Origin of the sequence: Paraburkholderia tagetis (assembly GCF_022213065.1) — a bacterium.
Taxonomy (GTDB): Bacteria; Pseudomonadota; Gammaproteobacteria; order Burkholderiales; family Burkholderiaceae; genus Paraburkholderia; species Paraburkholderia tagetis.
The window spans coordinates 161,827-177,683 of sequence record NZ_JAKLJA010000004.1 but is presented as its reverse complement, the minus strand read 5'-3'; the positions used below and the strand labels follow the sequence as shown (position 1 = coordinate 177,683).

At 66.1% G+C, this 15,857-nt stretch carries 14 protein-coding genes; 2 read left to right on the top strand and 12 right to left on the bottom strand.

Annotated elements, in window-relative coordinates:
* The first annotated feature begins 3 nt into the window (after window positions 1-3).
* Together L5014_RS07850 and bluB are read left to right on the top strand one after the other, a co-directional pair.
* Complete coding sequence (locus L5014_RS07850; RefSeq protein WP_238463018.1) at window positions 4-1,347, top strand: cobyrinic acid a,c-diamide synthase CobB; 1,344 nt, start codon at window positions 4-6, stop codon at window positions 1,345-1,347.
* Window positions 1,331-2,023 carry a 5,6-dimethylbenzimidazole synthase gene (bluB, locus tag L5014_RS07845; protein WP_238463017.1) on the top strand — a complete coding sequence of 231 codons (693 nt, stop codon included), beginning with the start codon at window positions 1,331-1,333 and terminating at the stop codon, window positions 2,021-2,023. Before L5014_RS07850 ends, bluB begins: the two co-directional genes overlap by 17 nt.
* 140 nt (window positions 2,024-2,163) lie before the next feature.
* Here bluB and L5014_RS07840 read toward each other — a convergent pair whose 3' ends face one another.
* From L5014_RS07840 to L5014_RS07785, 12 genes are all read right to left on the bottom strand, one after another.
* The gene (locus L5014_RS07840) at window positions 2,164-2,793 is read right to left on the bottom strand and encodes a DUF4136 domain-containing protein (RefSeq protein ID WP_238463016.1); all 630 of its coding nucleotides are present in this window, start codon (window positions 2,791-2,793) and stop codon (window positions 2,164-2,166) included.
* 85 nt (window positions 2,794-2,878) lie between these two features.
* The gene (locus tag L5014_RS07835) at window positions 2,879-5,350 is read right to left on the bottom strand and encodes a CHASE2 domain-containing protein (protein ID WP_420800029.1); all 2,472 of its coding nucleotides are present in this window, start codon (window positions 5,348-5,350) and stop codon (window positions 2,879-2,881) included.
* Window positions 5,350-6,873 (bottom strand): FecR domain-containing protein, encoded by a 1,524-nt coding sequence (locus L5014_RS07830; protein WP_238463014.1) that lies wholly within the window; start codon window positions 6,871-6,873, stop codon window positions 5,350-5,352. Before L5014_RS07830 ends, L5014_RS07835 begins: the two co-directional genes overlap by 1 nt.
* Complete coding sequence (locus L5014_RS07825) at window positions 6,870-7,568, bottom strand: response regulator transcription factor (protein WP_238463013.1); 699 nt, start codon at window positions 7,566-7,568, stop codon at window positions 6,870-6,872. The genes L5014_RS07830 and L5014_RS07825 overlap by 4 nt, the downstream gene beginning before the upstream one ends.
* Before the next feature lie 291 nt (window positions 7,569-7,859).
* On the bottom strand, window positions 7,860-8,354 hold the full coding sequence (locus L5014_RS07820; protein WP_238463012.1) for a hypothetical protein: 495 nt from the start codon (window positions 8,352-8,354) through the stop codon (window positions 7,860-7,862).
* Between the two features lie 837 nt (window positions 8,355-9,191).
* Window positions 9,192-10,280 (bottom strand): SH3 domain-containing protein, encoded by a 1,089-nt coding sequence (locus tag L5014_RS07815; protein WP_238463011.1) that lies wholly within the window; start codon window positions 10,278-10,280, stop codon window positions 9,192-9,194.
* Window positions 10,281-10,431: 151 nt separating this feature from the next.
* Window positions 10,432-10,845: a BON domain-containing protein gene (locus tag L5014_RS07810; protein WP_238463010.1), complete on the bottom strand. Its 414-nt coding sequence runs from the start codon at window positions 10,843-10,845 to the stop codon at window positions 10,432-10,434.
* A 677-nt stretch (window positions 10,846-11,522) separates the two neighbouring features.
* Complete coding sequence (locus tag L5014_RS07805) at window positions 11,523-12,602, bottom strand: porin (protein ID WP_238463009.1); 1,080 nt, start codon at window positions 12,600-12,602, stop codon at window positions 11,523-11,525.
* A 66-nt stretch (window positions 12,603-12,668) separates the two neighbouring features.
* Entirely contained in the window at window positions 12,669-13,118 is a 450-nt protein-coding gene (locus tag L5014_RS07800) for a nuclear transport factor 2 family protein (RefSeq protein ID WP_238463008.1), read from the bottom strand.
* Between the two features lie 174 nt (window positions 13,119-13,292).
* Window positions 13,293-14,006 (bottom strand): NIPSNAP family protein, encoded by a 714-nt coding sequence (locus L5014_RS07795; protein WP_238463007.1) that lies wholly within the window; start codon window positions 14,004-14,006, stop codon window positions 13,293-13,295.
* Between the two features lie 96 nt (window positions 14,007-14,102).
* Window positions 14,103-15,161 carry a maleylacetate reductase gene (locus L5014_RS07790; RefSeq protein ID WP_238463006.1) on the bottom strand — a complete coding sequence of 353 codons (1,059 nt, stop codon included), beginning with the start codon at window positions 15,159-15,161 and terminating at the stop codon, window positions 14,103-14,105.
* Window positions 15,162-15,191: 30 nt separating this feature from the next.
* Entirely contained in the window at window positions 15,192-15,842 is a 651-nt protein-coding gene (locus tag L5014_RS07785; RefSeq protein WP_238463005.1) for an alpha/beta hydrolase, read from the bottom strand.
* Window positions 15,843-15,857 lie beyond the last annotated feature (15 nt).

Below are 15,857 nucleotides of genomic sequence, written 5' to 3'. Positions count from 1 at the left end.
GCGATGGCAGCCGTCGCAACAGCGATTGCGTGCCCCGCGCTCTTTATCAGCGCAAGCGCGTCGGGCCAGGGCAAGACCACGCTCACGGCGGGTCTCGCGCGCCTGCACCGGCGCATGGGACGGCGCGTGCGCGTGTTCAAGACCGGCCCCGACTTTCTCGACCCGATGATTCTCGAGCGCGCGAGCGGCGCACCTGTGATGTCGCTCGACTTGTGGATGGTGGGCGAAGCGGACTGCCGCGCGTTGCTCGCGCAAGCGGCTGCACAGTCGGATCTCATCCTGATCGAAGGCGTGATGGGCCTGTTCGACGGCACGCCCAGCAGCGCCGATCTGGCCGCGAAATTCGGCGTGCCGGTGGCCGCCATCGTCAGCGCGAATTCGATGGCGCAGACCTTCGGCGCGATCGCGTTCGGGCTCGCGCGCTATCGCGCCGACGTGCCGTTTCATGGCGTACTCGCCAACCGCGTGGGCTCGCCGCGTCATGCGCAGATGCTCCAGGAAGGACTGCCCGCCGATATTCGCTGGCTCGGCCACGTCGCGAGCGACGCGGCGTTTGCGCTGCCCGACCGGCATCTCGGCCTGCATCAGGCGAGCGAGATCGACGATCTCGATGCGCGCATCGAACGGGCCGCCGACGCCCTCGCGCAAACCGAACTCGCGCAATTGCCGCCAGCCGTCGAGTTTCATTCGAACGATGCGGATGATGTGGATGATGTGGATACCCTCGCGTCCGTGCCTCGCCTGCTCGACGGCATGCGTATCGCCGTGGCGCGCGATGCCGCGTTCTCGTTCATCTATCCGGCGAATCTCGCGCTGCTCGAAGCGCTGGGCGCACGCGTGAGCTTTTTCTCGCCGCTCGCCGACGAATCCGCACCCGCGAGCGCAGACGCGATTTACCTTCCCGGCGGCTATCCCGAGCTGCACGCGGCGACACTCGCGCGCAATATGCGCAGCGCGGATTCGTTGCGCGCGCACACAGTTTCCGGGCGACCGCTCATAGCGGAATGCGGCGGCATGCTGTATCTGCTCGACGCGCTCACCGGCGTCGACGGCACGCGCACGCCGATGCTCGGCCTTCTGCCCGGCGAAGCCACGATGCAAAAGCGCTTCGCCGCACTCGGCATGCAGCGGCTCGACGGCACGCACGGCATGCTCACCGGTCACACGTTCCATTACTCGCGCGTGAGCACGCCACTCGCGCCCGCGCTGCGCGCGCGCCACGCGCAAACCGGCGCGGACGGCGAGCCGCTCTATCGGCACGGCGCCATCGTCGCGACCTATATGCACGCCTATTGGCCTTCCAACCCGGCTTTCACGGCCGCACTCTTTCATGGCACAGCCCTTTGACGAAGCCGAGCGCGCGGCGGTCTACCGTGCGATCTACGAACGGCGCGACATGCGGCACTTCACGCCCGGCCCCATCGACGAAGCGGTGCTCGCGCGTCTGCTCGACGCCGCCCACCATGCGCCGAGCGTGGGCTACATGCAGCCGTGGCGCATCGTGCGCATCACCGATGCGGCATTGCGCGAGCAGTTGCACGAGACCGTCGAGCGCGAACGCCTCGCCACCGCCGACGCGCTCGGCAAGCGTCGCGACGAATTCATGAAGCTCAAGGTGGAAGGCATGCGCGAATGCGGCGAGTTGCTCGTCGTCGCGCTGATGGACCGCCGCGACGCGCACATCTTTGGCCGCCGCACGTTGCCGGAGATGGACCTGGCCTCGGTGGCCTGCGCGATCCAGAACATGTGGCTCGCGGCGCGCGCCGAAGGGCTCGGCATGGGCTGGGTGTCGATCTTCGACGTGGACGAAGTGCGCGCGCTGCTGCGCATGCCGGCCGGCGCGAAGCCGGTGGCCATTCTTTGCGTGGGCCACGTTGCCGAGTTCTATCCGAAGCCGATGCTCGAGATCGAGCATTGGGCGCAGCGCCGCGCGCTCGGCGAATGCGTGTATGAAAACCGCTGGCCTGACGCGCAGACCGAAGACGCGCCGCCAGGCGAAAGCGTGGGTACGGGTTCCGCGTAACCGGTACGGGGTCCGCGTAACCGGTACGGGTTCCGTATAACCCCGGCATGCCTGATTCCCGACTCCATGCAAAGCCCGCTCCCTGCGGGCAGGCGTTGCCTCAGGGACTCAGGACGTGACTCAGGACATGAGAATCAGCTTCATTGCGCAAGCGGCGTAACGGAGATCACATCGGGCATGGCGGGCGCGCCGGCCTGTGTGCCGGTCTGGTTCGCAGCAGGCGCCGCCTCCTTCAGCTTCACGCGCCATTGCGGCGCGCCCGCGTAGGGCAGCCGCGCGAGCGCGCCGGCCACCAGATAGGGAAGCGCTTTCTGCGCGTCGGCGTCGCGGTCGCGTTTCTCCGCGCTCACCTTGTAGGCTTCGTGACCATCCGGCAGCGCGAAGAAACGCAACGTGAGCGTATGCACGTAGCGCGTGCCGAACCACGGAAACGACGGTCCTTCGGACGGCACGCAACCGCCGGTGCAACTAGCGGTTGAGACCGCGACGTCGGCGGGCCGCGAGGCCCATGCCGCGGAAACGAGGTAGTGCGCCGCCTCGGGCGAGCCCTCCTTGAAGCCGCGCTGCGCGAGACCGGCCCGCAGCAGCGGCTCGTAAGGCAGCGGCTCGCCGGCGTCGTCTTGCGCGGGCGTGCGCGCGAGCCGGTAGGTCGCGGCCGCCGCGTCCGTCGCGCTCAGGTCGCCGCTTGCCCGCACGTCGGCGCTCGCGCCTGCACAGCCGGCGAGCGCGGCCAGCGTCGACAAGGTGCAGATCGTCATCAGGACTTTCACGGGGAACTCCATCGGAATCGTTGCCAGCGCACTTCTTGCGCCATTTGGCCGGATCAGGCGGCGTAATCGATCATCAGCAGTGTCATCAAGCCGCGCCATCGAGCGCCGGCAGCGACATCGTCACCGTCGTGCCCTGGTCCGGCGCGCTCTCTACGTGGACTTCGCCGCCGTGACGCGTCACGACCGTCTTCACGAACGCCATGCCAAGCCCCGCGCCACTCACCTCGGGCCGCTGGCCCGCATGAAAACGGCGGAACGGCTGGAACAGCTTGGTCTGATCTTCGAGCGGGATGCCATAGCCCTCGTCGCGAATCGAGCAGATCACGCGCGGGGTCCGACCATCCGCGACTGCGATACTACAGACAATTCTCGTTTCGGGTGGGCTGTATTTCACCGCGTTGTTCAGAATATTGACCAGCGCTCGGGTCATGAGCGAGCGGTCGGCGTTGATCCAGCCCATCTCCTCGCCGTCGAATGCGGTCTCGATCTGAATCTGCTTGGCGCTCGCCTGCGGCCAGACTTCGTCGCTGGCGTCGATGGCAAGCTCGGTCAGACTGGTCGGCTCCAGCGCATATTCCTGCGACTCGGCGCGGGCGAGCTGCACGAAGTCGTCGGCGAGCGTGAGCGAGCGGCGCGCATAGCGCTCGATGCGCTCCATCACCTCGCGCACCGGCGCGGCGGCGATCGTACCGCGCTCGCGTTCGGTCTCCACGAGCGCCACGATCGACGCCTGCGGCGAGCGCATGTCGTGCGACAGCAGACGCAGCGCGTGCTCGCGCTGGCGCTCGGCATCGTGCAGCGCGGTCACGTCGACGAGGCCCGCGATCCAGCCCACCGCCTGCCCCTGCGCGTTCGTGCAGCTCGCGTAGCGCAGCAGGTAATCGCTGCCGTCGCGCGCGCGCACTTCCACGCCCCGCTCCATGAGCTGCGCGAACTCGCCGCGCGCGGGATCGAGCGGCGCGGGCCAGTGCGCATGGGCGAAAGCCAGCGTCTCGGGGTTCGGGTCGATGGGCTTCATGAGCGCGAGATCGCCGAATACCTCGGGCATTGCGCGCCCTTCCGCGGCGCTCACGTTCAGGCGAGCGAAACAGGCGCGCGCCGCGTGATTGGCGATCAGCACCACGCCGCGCAGATCGGCCACGACGAGCGGCTCCGGCACGGAATCGAGGCTGTCCCACACGAAGCGCCGCATGTCCTGGAGGCGCTGCGCGGCCTGCGCCATCAGCGCCATCTGCTGGGCCAGCACGTCGCCGCCGAACTCGCGCGGCGGCGTGGGCGCCTCGGGCAGCAGGTAGGGTTCGTCGGCGAGCTGGCGCAGTTCCTTGCGCAGATACGCCATCGTCATTTCGAGGCGCCGCCAGCTCCAGAGCGGATAAACGAGTGCGAGCGCAACGATCGCCGGCACCGGCGTGAGCCAGATGCGCGCGTAATAGAGCAGCGCGGCGCTGCCGGCCAGCGAGAGCAGCGCCAGCAACGGCAGCAGGAGCAGCGTGCGCAGCGGCGAAAGCACGAGAAAACCGGCCAGCACCAGCGCGAGCGGCAACAGCGAGGCGAGCACGACGGCTGTCGGCGAGACCGGTTCGATGGCCGTGCCCGACAGCAGCGTATCGAGGGCGAGCGCATGGATATAGACGCCAGGCAGCGGCCCGAGCGTGCCCGAAAGCGGCGTGGCGAAGCGGTCGTACAAGCCCGAAGCCGTCACGCCCACCAGCGCCACGCGTCCGCGCAGCAGATCGGGCGGCACGCGGCCTTCGAGCACTTGCTCGAACGACACCTTGCGGTAGCTGAGCGTGTTGGCGCTGAACGGCAGCAGAAAGCGCGCCTCGCTATCCGGACCGCCCGCGCTCATGAGCCTGGTGTCGGCCGCAGGGGCCGCAGTGGCCGCAGTGGCCGCGGCGCTGCTCGCGCCGGCGAGGTCGGCAAGCGCAATCGTGCCGCCGCGCACGGCGCGCCAGAGCGGCACCATCAACTGGGGCCAGCGCTGCTGCGCATCGCCTTCGAACATCGCGACGCTGCGCACGATGCCGTCGTTGTCGACTTCGAGGTTGATGTGGCCAAGACCCGCTGCGGCCTGGGCGAGCGGCGCGACCGGCTTCACGACCTCGCGGCGGCCGTGGTCGGCTTCGTCGGCGGGCGAAAGCAGCACGGGCAGATACGCGGGGCGCTCGCGCAGGGCCTCGCCAAGGCGTGTGTCGTCAGGAGAAGGTTCGGTGAAGAGCACGTCGTAGACCACGGCGGCCACACCCGCCTTCGCGAGCCGGTCGACGAGCTGCGCGTGCAGGCTGCGCGGCCAGGGCCAGCGCCCCAGCGCGGCCACGCTCGCGTTGTCGATCTCGACGATCACGATGTCGGGCGAGACCGGCCGCTCGCGGGCGGCCAGAAAGCGGTCGTAGACCAGATGGTCGGCGCTGAGCGTCCAGTGCCACACCACGCTCAACAGCACGACGGCAATGCCCGCGCATGCGACGCCCACCCACTCGAACAAAAAGCGCCGCCCGACTGGACGGCCCAGGCGGGAGCGGGGACGCGCGCTCGCACTCATGCGCGAGCGCCTCATCAGTCGAGACGGAACGACTGGACCGGGCTGGCCTTCTGGAAGTAGCGGCCCCCTTCGAACTGCTCGGCAATCACCGTCCAGTAGTAGACGCCCTTCGGCAGATCGCTGACGACGGCCTCGCCGTTGGCGATGTCGGTGCGGTCCACGAGCGGCGCGCGCAGGTCCGCCGACGTGGCGAGCACGAAGCGAAAACGCGTATTGCCGGCGCGGCGCTGGTCGACGAACCAGCGGAACGCGTAGTCGCGCGTGCCTTCGACCTGCCCCGCCGAGGCGCCCATCGCGAGATGCCGGCGCTGAAACGCGTAGGTGGACGGCATGCCTTCGAGGCCGTTTTCGTCGATGGCGGAAACGCGCACGAAATACGTGCCGTCCTCGAGCGCGCCCACGGTCACGTGCGGCTCGTCCGAGTGCGTGTCGCGGATCAGGTCCAGCAGGCCCGCGTCGCGGCCGATCTGCAGATGGTAGCGATGCGCGCCCTTGACGGGCGCGAGATCGAACGCGACCGCTTCATCGTCCTGGACCTTCGAAGGATGGAGCAGATCGGGCGCGTCGAGCAGCGCGACGGGCACGCCCACCGCGCCGCCCGCCAGCGTGATGCTGCCGTGGCGCGCCGCGACGAGTTGCGACGAAGCCGCGAGCGGCGTGCCCGGCGCGGGTGCGACCGACGCGGCCTGGCCGCGCGACGCCGCGTCCACGCCTACCGCGCCCTCGATCACTTCGACGGCGGTCGAGCCTTTGTCGCCGTCGTAATTCACGCGAAAGCTCGTGCCGCGCACGCCCGCCACCACCGAAGGCGAGCGGATCTGGAAACGATCGTCCTTGCGGGTGGCCTTGGTGACCTCGGTATTCACCTGGCCGCGATGGAGGTCGATCACGCGGTCGGTCGAGCCGGTGAGCACGGTCTGACGCAGCGTGGCAAGGTCGAGCGATGCGCCCGGCGGGACGACGATATGCGAACCGTCGGCGAGTTCGAGTGTGGCGAAGCCGTTCTCGCCGGTCTGCACGCGGTCGCCCTCGACGAGCGTCCCGCCGACGACGAGCGGCAGCAACCGCCCGCCGCCGAACGCATGGCGCGCCGGCCCCGAGGTCGCGATCACGCGCGCGCTCAGGTGGTCCTGACGCAGCAGCGCAACCGGCACGCGCAGCGACGTGCCCGGCTGCAAGTGGCGCGGCGTGCTCACGCGGTTGATGCGTGCGAGCCGGGTCCAGTCGGCAGGATTGCGCAGATAGCGCGTCGCGACGTTGTAGAGCGAATCGCCGGGCCGCGTGACGTAGACGGCCATTTCCGGCGTCTGGCCCTGCGGCTTGCGGGCTTCGGCGCGGCCCGCAGCGGGCAGCAGCCCCAACGCCAGCGCACAGGCGAGCGCGCCGGTAAGCGGCGAGTGTGCGCGCGCCGCGCGCGGGAGCGGTGCCGGGCCAGCCGGGCTGGGCCAGGACAGCGCAACGGCCATCTTCACGCGCCCAGGCGCGGCCGGGTATGCAGCCAGATGCGCAGTCGAGTGCGCCGACCCGTGGCCGCTCACGCCGCGTCCCCCTCGATGCGCTCGAGGCGGTAGCCGTAGCCGTAAATCGGTGTGAGGCGATAGCCGTTTTCCGGGCGCAAGCCGAGCTTCGAGCGCAGCATGGAGACGTGCGTGTCCATGGTGCGCGACGGGATATCGTCGGACTGCTTCCAGATCACGTCGAGAATGTGCGCGCGCGAGAGCGGCCGGCTCAGATGCTGGAACAGCAGGAGCGCGAGCTCGAACTCCTTTTGCGTGAGCGCCACCTGCTTGCCGCCAACCGCTGCCTGGCGCGACTTCAGATCGAATTCGTATTCGCCGAAGACTTCTTTCTGCGTAGGCGCGTGCAGTTGATACGCGCGGCGCAGCAGCGAGCCCACGCGCGCGAGCAGGACCGGCCCGGAGACCGGCTTGACCACGTAGTCGTCGGCGCCGCTGTTGAGCATCTGAGCAATATCGACTTCACGGCTGCGGCTCGTCATGAACAGGACGGGCAAGCGCGTGGACAGGCTTTGGCGGACCCAGTGCAGGACTTCGTCGCCAGCCATATCGGGAACGTTCCAGTCGAGCACGAGCAAGTCGAATGTCTGCCGCCGAAGCTGCTTGACGAGCTCGCCGCCCTTGGCGAACGCGTGGCAGACGTGGCCAGCCGCCGTCAGCGTCTGGCAGACGAAATCGGTCTGTGCCGGATCGTCGTCGAGTACTGCAATTCTCATAATGTCCTGCACCCAGTGTCGTTATTCATCTTCCCGGGACGGGCCGGCCCTGCGATACCCGATAAATACCGGTAAATACCCGATAGCCGGCCTGCATCCCCCATCCCTTGCCGTGCGGCCCCACCGCACAGCCCGGGCGCCACTCTCGCCGCATCTCGAAACGAATGGGAGTGCGCTACCCAACAATTTGCATGAAGAGATCGGGAACCAGTTTTCGCTCATGGTAGTCGAAAACGCCCCCGATTGAACGCGGCGCGACCTTACATGCCCCGCCCGACGCATTTGCGGACCTCACCCTCGGCGGCGTGCCGGCGGGTCGCCCGCCGTGCCGGTCGCCGCGCCCAATGCATACGGGTCGTCCGCCGAGGCGGCCTCGCGGGACGCTGTCCGGCTCATCTGGCCAGCCGCATGTCGCACTTCGGACGCTGCCGGCTCGGCCATTGGCGCTTCGGAAAGCAGCGCGGCCAGTTGCCGGCGCACGTGCTCCCACGCGGCATGCGCATAATCAGGCTGCGCCGCGGCGCGCGCCTGAGCGAGCACGAAGGTGCGCAATACCGTCGATGGGCACTGAGTCAACCTCTCCGAACGGCCGAAGCGCGACTGGCGCAACACCTCGCTCAGCCAGGGCAGTTCGGCTTCGCACGAATCCGCATAGGCTTCCATGGCCGCGCGTGCGTGCCGGTCGCGGGCAAGATCGAGCTCGATGCGATCGAGATCGCGGCTGCGGCCCGAACCACTCACCCGCGAGCCAGGCGGAAACCGCATGCTGCCGGAACGAAAAAACATGAAACCCCTCGTGTAGCAGACAAGCTCCAGACCCGCCGGAGTTGCTCCGTGCGCGCCCGGCAGCACGGCCTTCGCGCGCGGCGCGGACGGCACATGCATGAACGTGACTTGTATATGAAAAACGAGTGGCGACAGCCTCGGGCCGCGCACCGCGTGGTCTCCGGCGTCCTTCCCCCCGGACTCGGACCGCCGGCGCGGGCGCCGCCGGACCGGCGCGTCACGCGCGGGCGGGCATCACCGCCCGACACCCACCCGCAGACCGCAGCCGATCACACCATGGCGTTTCCCGCTGCCATCGCCACTCCTGTACTTCCAGGCGCTGTTTGCCAGCGTTATCCGGCGGACTCGAGCCCGCTCTGACTTCCTCCCCACCGGCGCGTCGCCGTGTCCCGACTGCGCCGGCCCCCGTAGCCGAATTTCCTTGCCTGGCGCGCGTGAGTCGCACGCCCATTTAACGCGGTCCATACAGCGACACGCCGCGACAAGCTATTGTGGCGGCAAGCTCGCAAAGCTACTGTCAGGGATTGTTAAATCGGCCGGATGCGGCGCACGCCGTGGGATTTGGGTGCGATTTGCGTGCGATTTGCGTGCGATTGGGGTGCGATTGGGGCGGGTATGGCGCTGGGCGATATCGACGATTCGACCCGCGAGCGAACGTGGGCTACGAGTGGAAATCGGCGGCCAATGACGGATCAGCGATACGGAATCCTGATTACTTTTCGACGGCATGCGCGGAACCGGCGATTGTCTGCATCAATATGCAAGTGAATCAGGCAGCGCAGCGCAAAGGACGCCCGTTTCAGGCGTCCTTGTTATCACACACGGAAGCGACGCGCCTCAGTTCTGCTGCCGCTGTTCGCCACGGCCCTGGACTGGGCCGCCTTGTGGCGGCGCCTCGGGACGGCCGCGCGCGGCAGGCGGCTCCGGCGGGCGGGCGGTGCCAGGCGGCGGGCCGGGCGCGCGATTGAACGCGGGTGCGGGTGCCTGCGCCGGCGCGGGCGGGCGGCCCATATTGGGTTGCTGCATGGGCGGGCGCTGCACTTCGGCAGGCTGACGCGCGCCCTCGCCCGGCGGCCGCTGCATCTCGGCGGGCTGGCGCTGCATCTCGGCGGGCTGGCGCGCACCCTCGCCCGGCGGACGCTGCATCTCGGCAGGCTGGCGCGCACCCTCGCCCGGAGGACGCTGCATCTCGGCAGGCTGACGTGCGCGCTCGCCCGGAGGACGTTGCATCTCGACAGGCGGACGTGCGCCCTCGCCCGGCGGACGCTGCATCTCGGCAGGCGGACGTGCGCCTTCGGCAGGCGGACGTGGCGCCGCAACGGGCGGCCCGCCGTTCACGGGCGGCCGGCCATGAACAGGCGGCGCTTCGTTGCCGGGACCACGCCCCGGCTCGGGCGGACGGCCTGCGCCGGGCGGCGGCAGAGGCCGTCCCGCACCGCCCGGCGGCCCGCCGTGATATCGCGGCTCCGGCGGACGTCCGCGGCTCGGCGGCGGGGCATGCGCCCATCGATCGCGGTCGCCGTACCACGGCCGGTCGCGATAGAAACTGCCCCAGTACGCACCAATGGAGAACGAGACGATCGGCAGGCCGATGGCCGCGCCATAGCCGGTCAGCGGTACGTAGGCGCCCTGGTACGGGTAGCTCAGATAGCCGCCATAGACCCAGCCACGCAAGTCCGGCAGCGCGACATCGCACCAGGTGTAGTCGCTTACACAGCCCATCACCGTGACCGGCACGTTGGGTCCGAGTTCGCTGACCACCGGATATTCGTCGGATGGTCCAGCGAACAATTCGACGGGTTCGCTCGTGTAGGCCCGGGTCTGCGCGCGAACACCCGGTGCCGCAAACGCCATCGCCGCAGCCATGCAGACCGTCGCGAGCGGCAGGGCCAGCCCGCGCCGCGGCTTCATATATTGGTTTGTCATGCTCCCCTCTTTACTTCCGCAATCCTGCGAAAGGGGTGAGCATATTTCGTTCCTCGATGCGGGTCGGCACCCTCCCTATCCATACGGCTGCTGGCGCGCACTTCATGTTAACGATGCAGTGCGCGCCCGTGTGGTCGATATGCGGCGCCAGTTACAAACCTTCCGGCCTCACCGCGAGATTGCTCTTCACCTCGGTGACACCCGCAACGCCACGAGCGATTGCGGTGGCTAATTCGGCCTCGTTCGCTTCCGGAACGGAGCCGCCCAGCGTCACGACACCGCTGCGCGCCACGACAACGATATTGCTTGCGTTAAGGCCCTTCGTTTTCGTGAGGTTGCGTAGTACCTCTTTTTGAAGCTTGCGGTTTTCTGCTCTTACCGCTTTCTTGTTTGCGTTACTGGTGCTTGCAGGTATGGTGGATCTCGCTTCGTCTGTGTCGATTCCCTGCGCATGGCTGATGGCCGTGACCGCCATGATGAATATGCCGGCCGCGCGCCGGATCGGTTTGATAATTTGCATGGTTTGGTTCTCCTTGGTTGGTGGTTTTTTGCTTTCGTGGTTCATTGTTTTTCGCGTTTCCTTGTTTTCGTGTCGGTCTATTAGCGTTGCCCCTGTGCGGGGCGGCACCTACTTTTCTTTGCAGCCGCAAAGAAAAGTAGGCAAAAGAAAGCGGCTCAAACCGCCAGTGTGACGCCGTCCACCTCTTGCCGTTAATCGAAGTGGTTCCGGGGCATCCGTCACCTCGCACCTTCAAACTCAGTGACAAAGGAGTCATTCATCCCGCTGCTCGCTACGCGCGCAGCGGTCGGGTATGCAAGGGAAACCACCGGGTACTGCACAAGCTTTCGAATACGCAGGCATCCTATCGATTCGCATGCATCCCACTGGTGTTGGGTTATGCCCCACGGCGCGCGCAGCGCCGCCGGAGGAATGAGCCCTTAGTCACTCCGTTGTACGGCGCGTGGCGACAGACGCTCCGGAACCGCTCCGATAATGGGCAAGTGGTCCACTGCGTCACACTAGCGGTTTGAGCGGCTTTCTTTTGCCTACTTTTCTTTGCCGCTGCAAAGAAAAGTAGGTGCCGCCCCGCACAGGGGCAACGCTAGCAGACCGACATGAAAACAAGGAAACGCGAAGGGAATCGCGAAGGGAATAGCGAAAGGAACCGCGAAGAGAAACGCAAATCGCAAAAAACCAAAACCGAATCGCAATACCCCCCGAAATCCACGAAAAACATCCTGCTAAAACGTATGCCGAATTCCAACAACAGTACCGACCGAAGTCCCCGTTACTTCGTAAAGCGCACCGATCATCGACAATCCCGTATTCATGGCGCCATGATTATTTACCATGCCGACTTGAGCATAGAGCGTAGTCCGCTTCGACACCAAATAATCGGCTCCCAGCGCGCCCAGCACTGAGTGATTGGTCGTACGGTTTCGATCGCTCGTCACCCAGACGCCGCCATTGATATCGAACGCCGGGGTTATATACCAGCTAGCTCCGACGCCATAAACGTTGGCGTTAAACGACCCCGCAACCTTATAGTTAACAAACGAACCTTTGACGGTCAGCGATCCAAACTGATACCCCACGCCGATCATCCGCCCTTCGTATTGCACGGTCGTGGGGACAGGCGTCTGCGCCGTGCCGCCGCTATTACCATCGTAGATCGCCGCATTGACCGTCAGCCCACCCACTCCATACTTGAGTCGCAGAGCATACTGTCGCCCCGCCTGGAAATTGCCCGCCTGTCCACCAAACGCATACAGCGCGCTGGCCTGAAAGCCGCCCAGTACAGGACTGGTATAAGAAATCGCATTGGCGTTGAAAATACCCGTGCCAAGAACGTTGTCCACGAGCGGTATCGCCCCGCTGCCAAACAGCGAAAGACTGCGCGGGTCGGAATCGTACACAGCGAGAAAGAACGGCGAGAACTGCAGGCCCAGCTTGATCTCGCCAGGCGGGCCATCGACACCCACCCAGGCCTCGCAGCCAAACAGATTGCCGTTGCAGTGAAGCAGGCCACCGTTTGCAATATTGAGTCCGCTGACAAGACGAAACTTTGCCTGGTATCCGCCGCCGAGATCCTCTGTTCCCACGATGCCAAACTGCGAATAGTACGAGCCGCCATCGATCACGGAAAACTGCTTGCCCGCATTGGCTCCCGTTGCCGGATTCAGCGTCTTGTTGGTATAGAGCAGACCGCCATCCAGTACGCCGAACAGCGTGACACTGCCTTGCGCATGCGCGGCGCCGCTCAATGCGACTCCCATCGCCCAGAGCGATAAACTCCGTACTACGAATTTTTTTCGTGACATCTACTGTCTCCATGACCAGCCGCATCGAGTGCGGCTTGTTATTTTTTGGAATATGAAGCGGGAGCGTTAGAAACGAATCGGGCGATCGGCGCCGAGCCACGGATAGCGCGCCGTATCGGCGCCACCATAGTCCGGATCGAGGTAGACGTAGCAGCGTTGAATCCTGAAATCGCGAATCTCGAAGACGTCGCACCAGCGTCCCGCATGAGTGACGCCGGCGCGCCAGGCGGCCCCGTCGCGGGTCCGGCCACTCGACGTTCCTTCCGCCACGACGAGATCGCCCTGCTGAATGAAGTTGATGCTCGACGCGTCATGCGACACTTCGGAAAGAATGCCCATCAGGTCGGCAAAGAGCCGCTCGATTTCCGGCTTGCCGCGTGCGATGCCCCACTTCGGGAAATAGACTTCGGCGTGGTCGTCGAAGAGTTCGAAGAGGTTTCCGCCTCGATCCATCCGCTTGAAATACTCGAGCGCGATAGCCTTGCGCTGCTCGTCCGTCATCGTTCTGATTTCCATCGTTGGCACCTGTTCAGGAGGGTTTTGGAAACACCGATGGCATGCGTGCAAGCCCACGCCTTGCCAGCCGGAGTGTTGGTTACATCAAAAAAGATTCTTGCTGTGCCTGCTTTTATTTGTATTACTAATTATTCAGGCGAATCTCAGGCGAACGCCCGAAGGCGTCGCCCGTATTCAGTCTTGTGCGTATAACGGCGACATGTCCGCCACTCTGGACGGCGCAAGCAGCCGGCTTTCCGCGTGAACGTCGACCGGCGCGAGATCGCGCAGAAAATCGTTCCAGCGCGCCGACTCCCGCAGGCGCTGGCGATGAAGCAATGCGGCTTCGAAATCCGGATGCTGCCAGTACAGCAAGACCTGGTTGAGCGTGCCGGCAATGGTGCTGAATCCCGCGCACAACCTCGTCATGACGACGGTGTCGTCCGTCAAGGCGTGCCGCGCCATCGCTTCCCAGCACGCCGGAACGCCGCCTGCGGCAAAGGTCAGCGTCAATTCCTCCATCACGCTTTGGGCTCGCGGAGAAGCGAAGGCCGGCCCATGCGCGGGCAGCCAGTCGCGACCGTTACCCCACAGAGGCGTCAGCTCGGGCAACGGCGCGGGTGCGAGAAGCCGGCTCTCCTGGTGCCTGATGAGCGGCCTGACCGCGCGAAAATACGGTTGAAGCTCTGCCTGCCGGTACAGGCCGAACAGGCGCGTGTGCCAGTCTTCGAAGCTGTCGTAGCGGTACAGGCTCACGATTTGATCCATCGCGCCGCTGCGCGCGGCATACGTGCCGACCAACCGTTCGAGAATGGGACGCAGCCCATGCGCGCCGCGCTCGCGCTGAGCGTCCCAGAACGATGCCTCCGTGCCCGGCGCGAGGGTGTATACGCGGTGCTCGATCAACATGCCTGACTCCCCATGATTCTTACCGTGGCCGTGGATGCGGGGTTAAACGAATCGAACGGATCAGCCCGATCAAAACGATTAACCCGATCGAACCGATCAAACGGGCTCGGCGCCTTCGTAGGCCCGTTGCAGCAGTTCGCGGATTGCGCCACGCTCGAAGGGTCGCGGGTTCGGATAGGGCGTCTCGACCACGAGGTCCGCTGCGCGATCGAGCCCCTGCTCGGGCATGCCCAACTCCCGCAGCGAATTCGGTACACCCAGCGCCGCGCCCAACGCCCGCAAGCCAGCGGCGGCCGTCTCGCTGCCCAGCGCACGCGCGATGCGCGCCATCGCCTGCGGCGCGGCCGCTGCGTTATAGGCAAGCGCATACGGCAGGATCACCGTGTGGACCTCCGCATGCGGCAGATTGAAGGACCCGCCCAGCGTATGGCACAGCTTGTGGTGCAGTCCCATCTGCACATTGCCCAGCACCGTCCCGCATAACCAGGCGCCGTATTGCGCGTCGCTGCGCGCATCGAGCCCCGAGGGCGTTTCGCGCAAGCGGGGCAGCGCACTCGCGAGCGCCCGAATGCCCTCTTCGGCCATCAGGCTGTAGACGGGGTTGCCGTCGCGGCCATACAGACCTTCGGCTGCGTGTGCGATTGCGTTCATCCCGCTCGTCATGCTGAGCGGCACCGGCAGCGTCAAGGTCAGTTCGGGGTCGTAGATCACGCTGCGCGGCATCACGCGCCAGTCGCGCCCGGTCTTTTTCAGGCCGCCATCGGTGATGCCATAGAGCGGTGTCATTTCGGACCCCGAATAAGTAGTGGGTAAGGCGATGATCGGCAGGCTCGATTCGAGTGCGATCGCTTTCGCGAGACCAATCGTCGAGCCGCCGCCGATTGCCACGCAACCGTCCGCGCCAAGACGGCGCGCCGTCTCGATGGCCTCGCGCGCCACGTCGAGCGGCACGTGCATCACCGCCTTGCCGTGAACGCCGGCGCTGCGCGCGCCCAGAATCCCCGCAACCTGTTCGCCAATGCCGGTCTGCTCTGGCGTGGTCAGCACGAGCGCGCGCCGCATGCCCAGGTTTTCGAGTTCCTGGATCAACTGGTGGCGGCTGCCTGGACCGAACACGACCCGGGCCGCACGCGTTTCGTGCACAAAAGTTTGCATGGTGGCTACCTGTTTCTCTATGTCCTGAACTTACGGCTTACGACCGGAAAGCAGCGTGCACGCATAGCCGATTTCGGCGTCGCGAATGCCGTGCTCGTCGCCGGCCTCGATCTTCAAGGTCACATCCGCCCCCGCTTGCGCAAAGCGCTGCGCCGACTCGCGCACGCTCTGCGCGGGCACATGGGGATCGTCATCCCATGTGGAGAACAACACGGGCATGCCGTCGAATACACCGGGGGCGATCTCGCGGTGCATGCCGGGCGGCCCGATCAACCCGCCCGTGAACGCGACGAGTGCGCGATAGCGCCGCCTGGCGCGCCACACGAACTCGCTGCACAAGCATGCGCCCTGCGAAAACCCCACCAGCACCTGCGATTCATACGGAAAACCCTGCTCGCACAGCGCGCCGGAGAGCGCATCGAGTCCCGCCAGCGCGTGCGTCAGATGCGGTTCGTTATCTTCGAGCGGCGCGATGAAGCGCTGCGGATACCACGACTGCCCGGCCGCTGCCGGCGCATGCCAGACGAGGTCGTCGCGCCCGAAGCGGTGCACGACCGCGTCTCGCATCCACTCGGGCGACTGCCCGCGTCCGTGCACGAGAATGACCGCCAGCGCGGCGTCCCCCGGTGCGCAGCCGTACACCTGCGGCGGCCGGGCCAGATGCGGATTCGCGTTCGACATGGTGCGGGTCTCCGG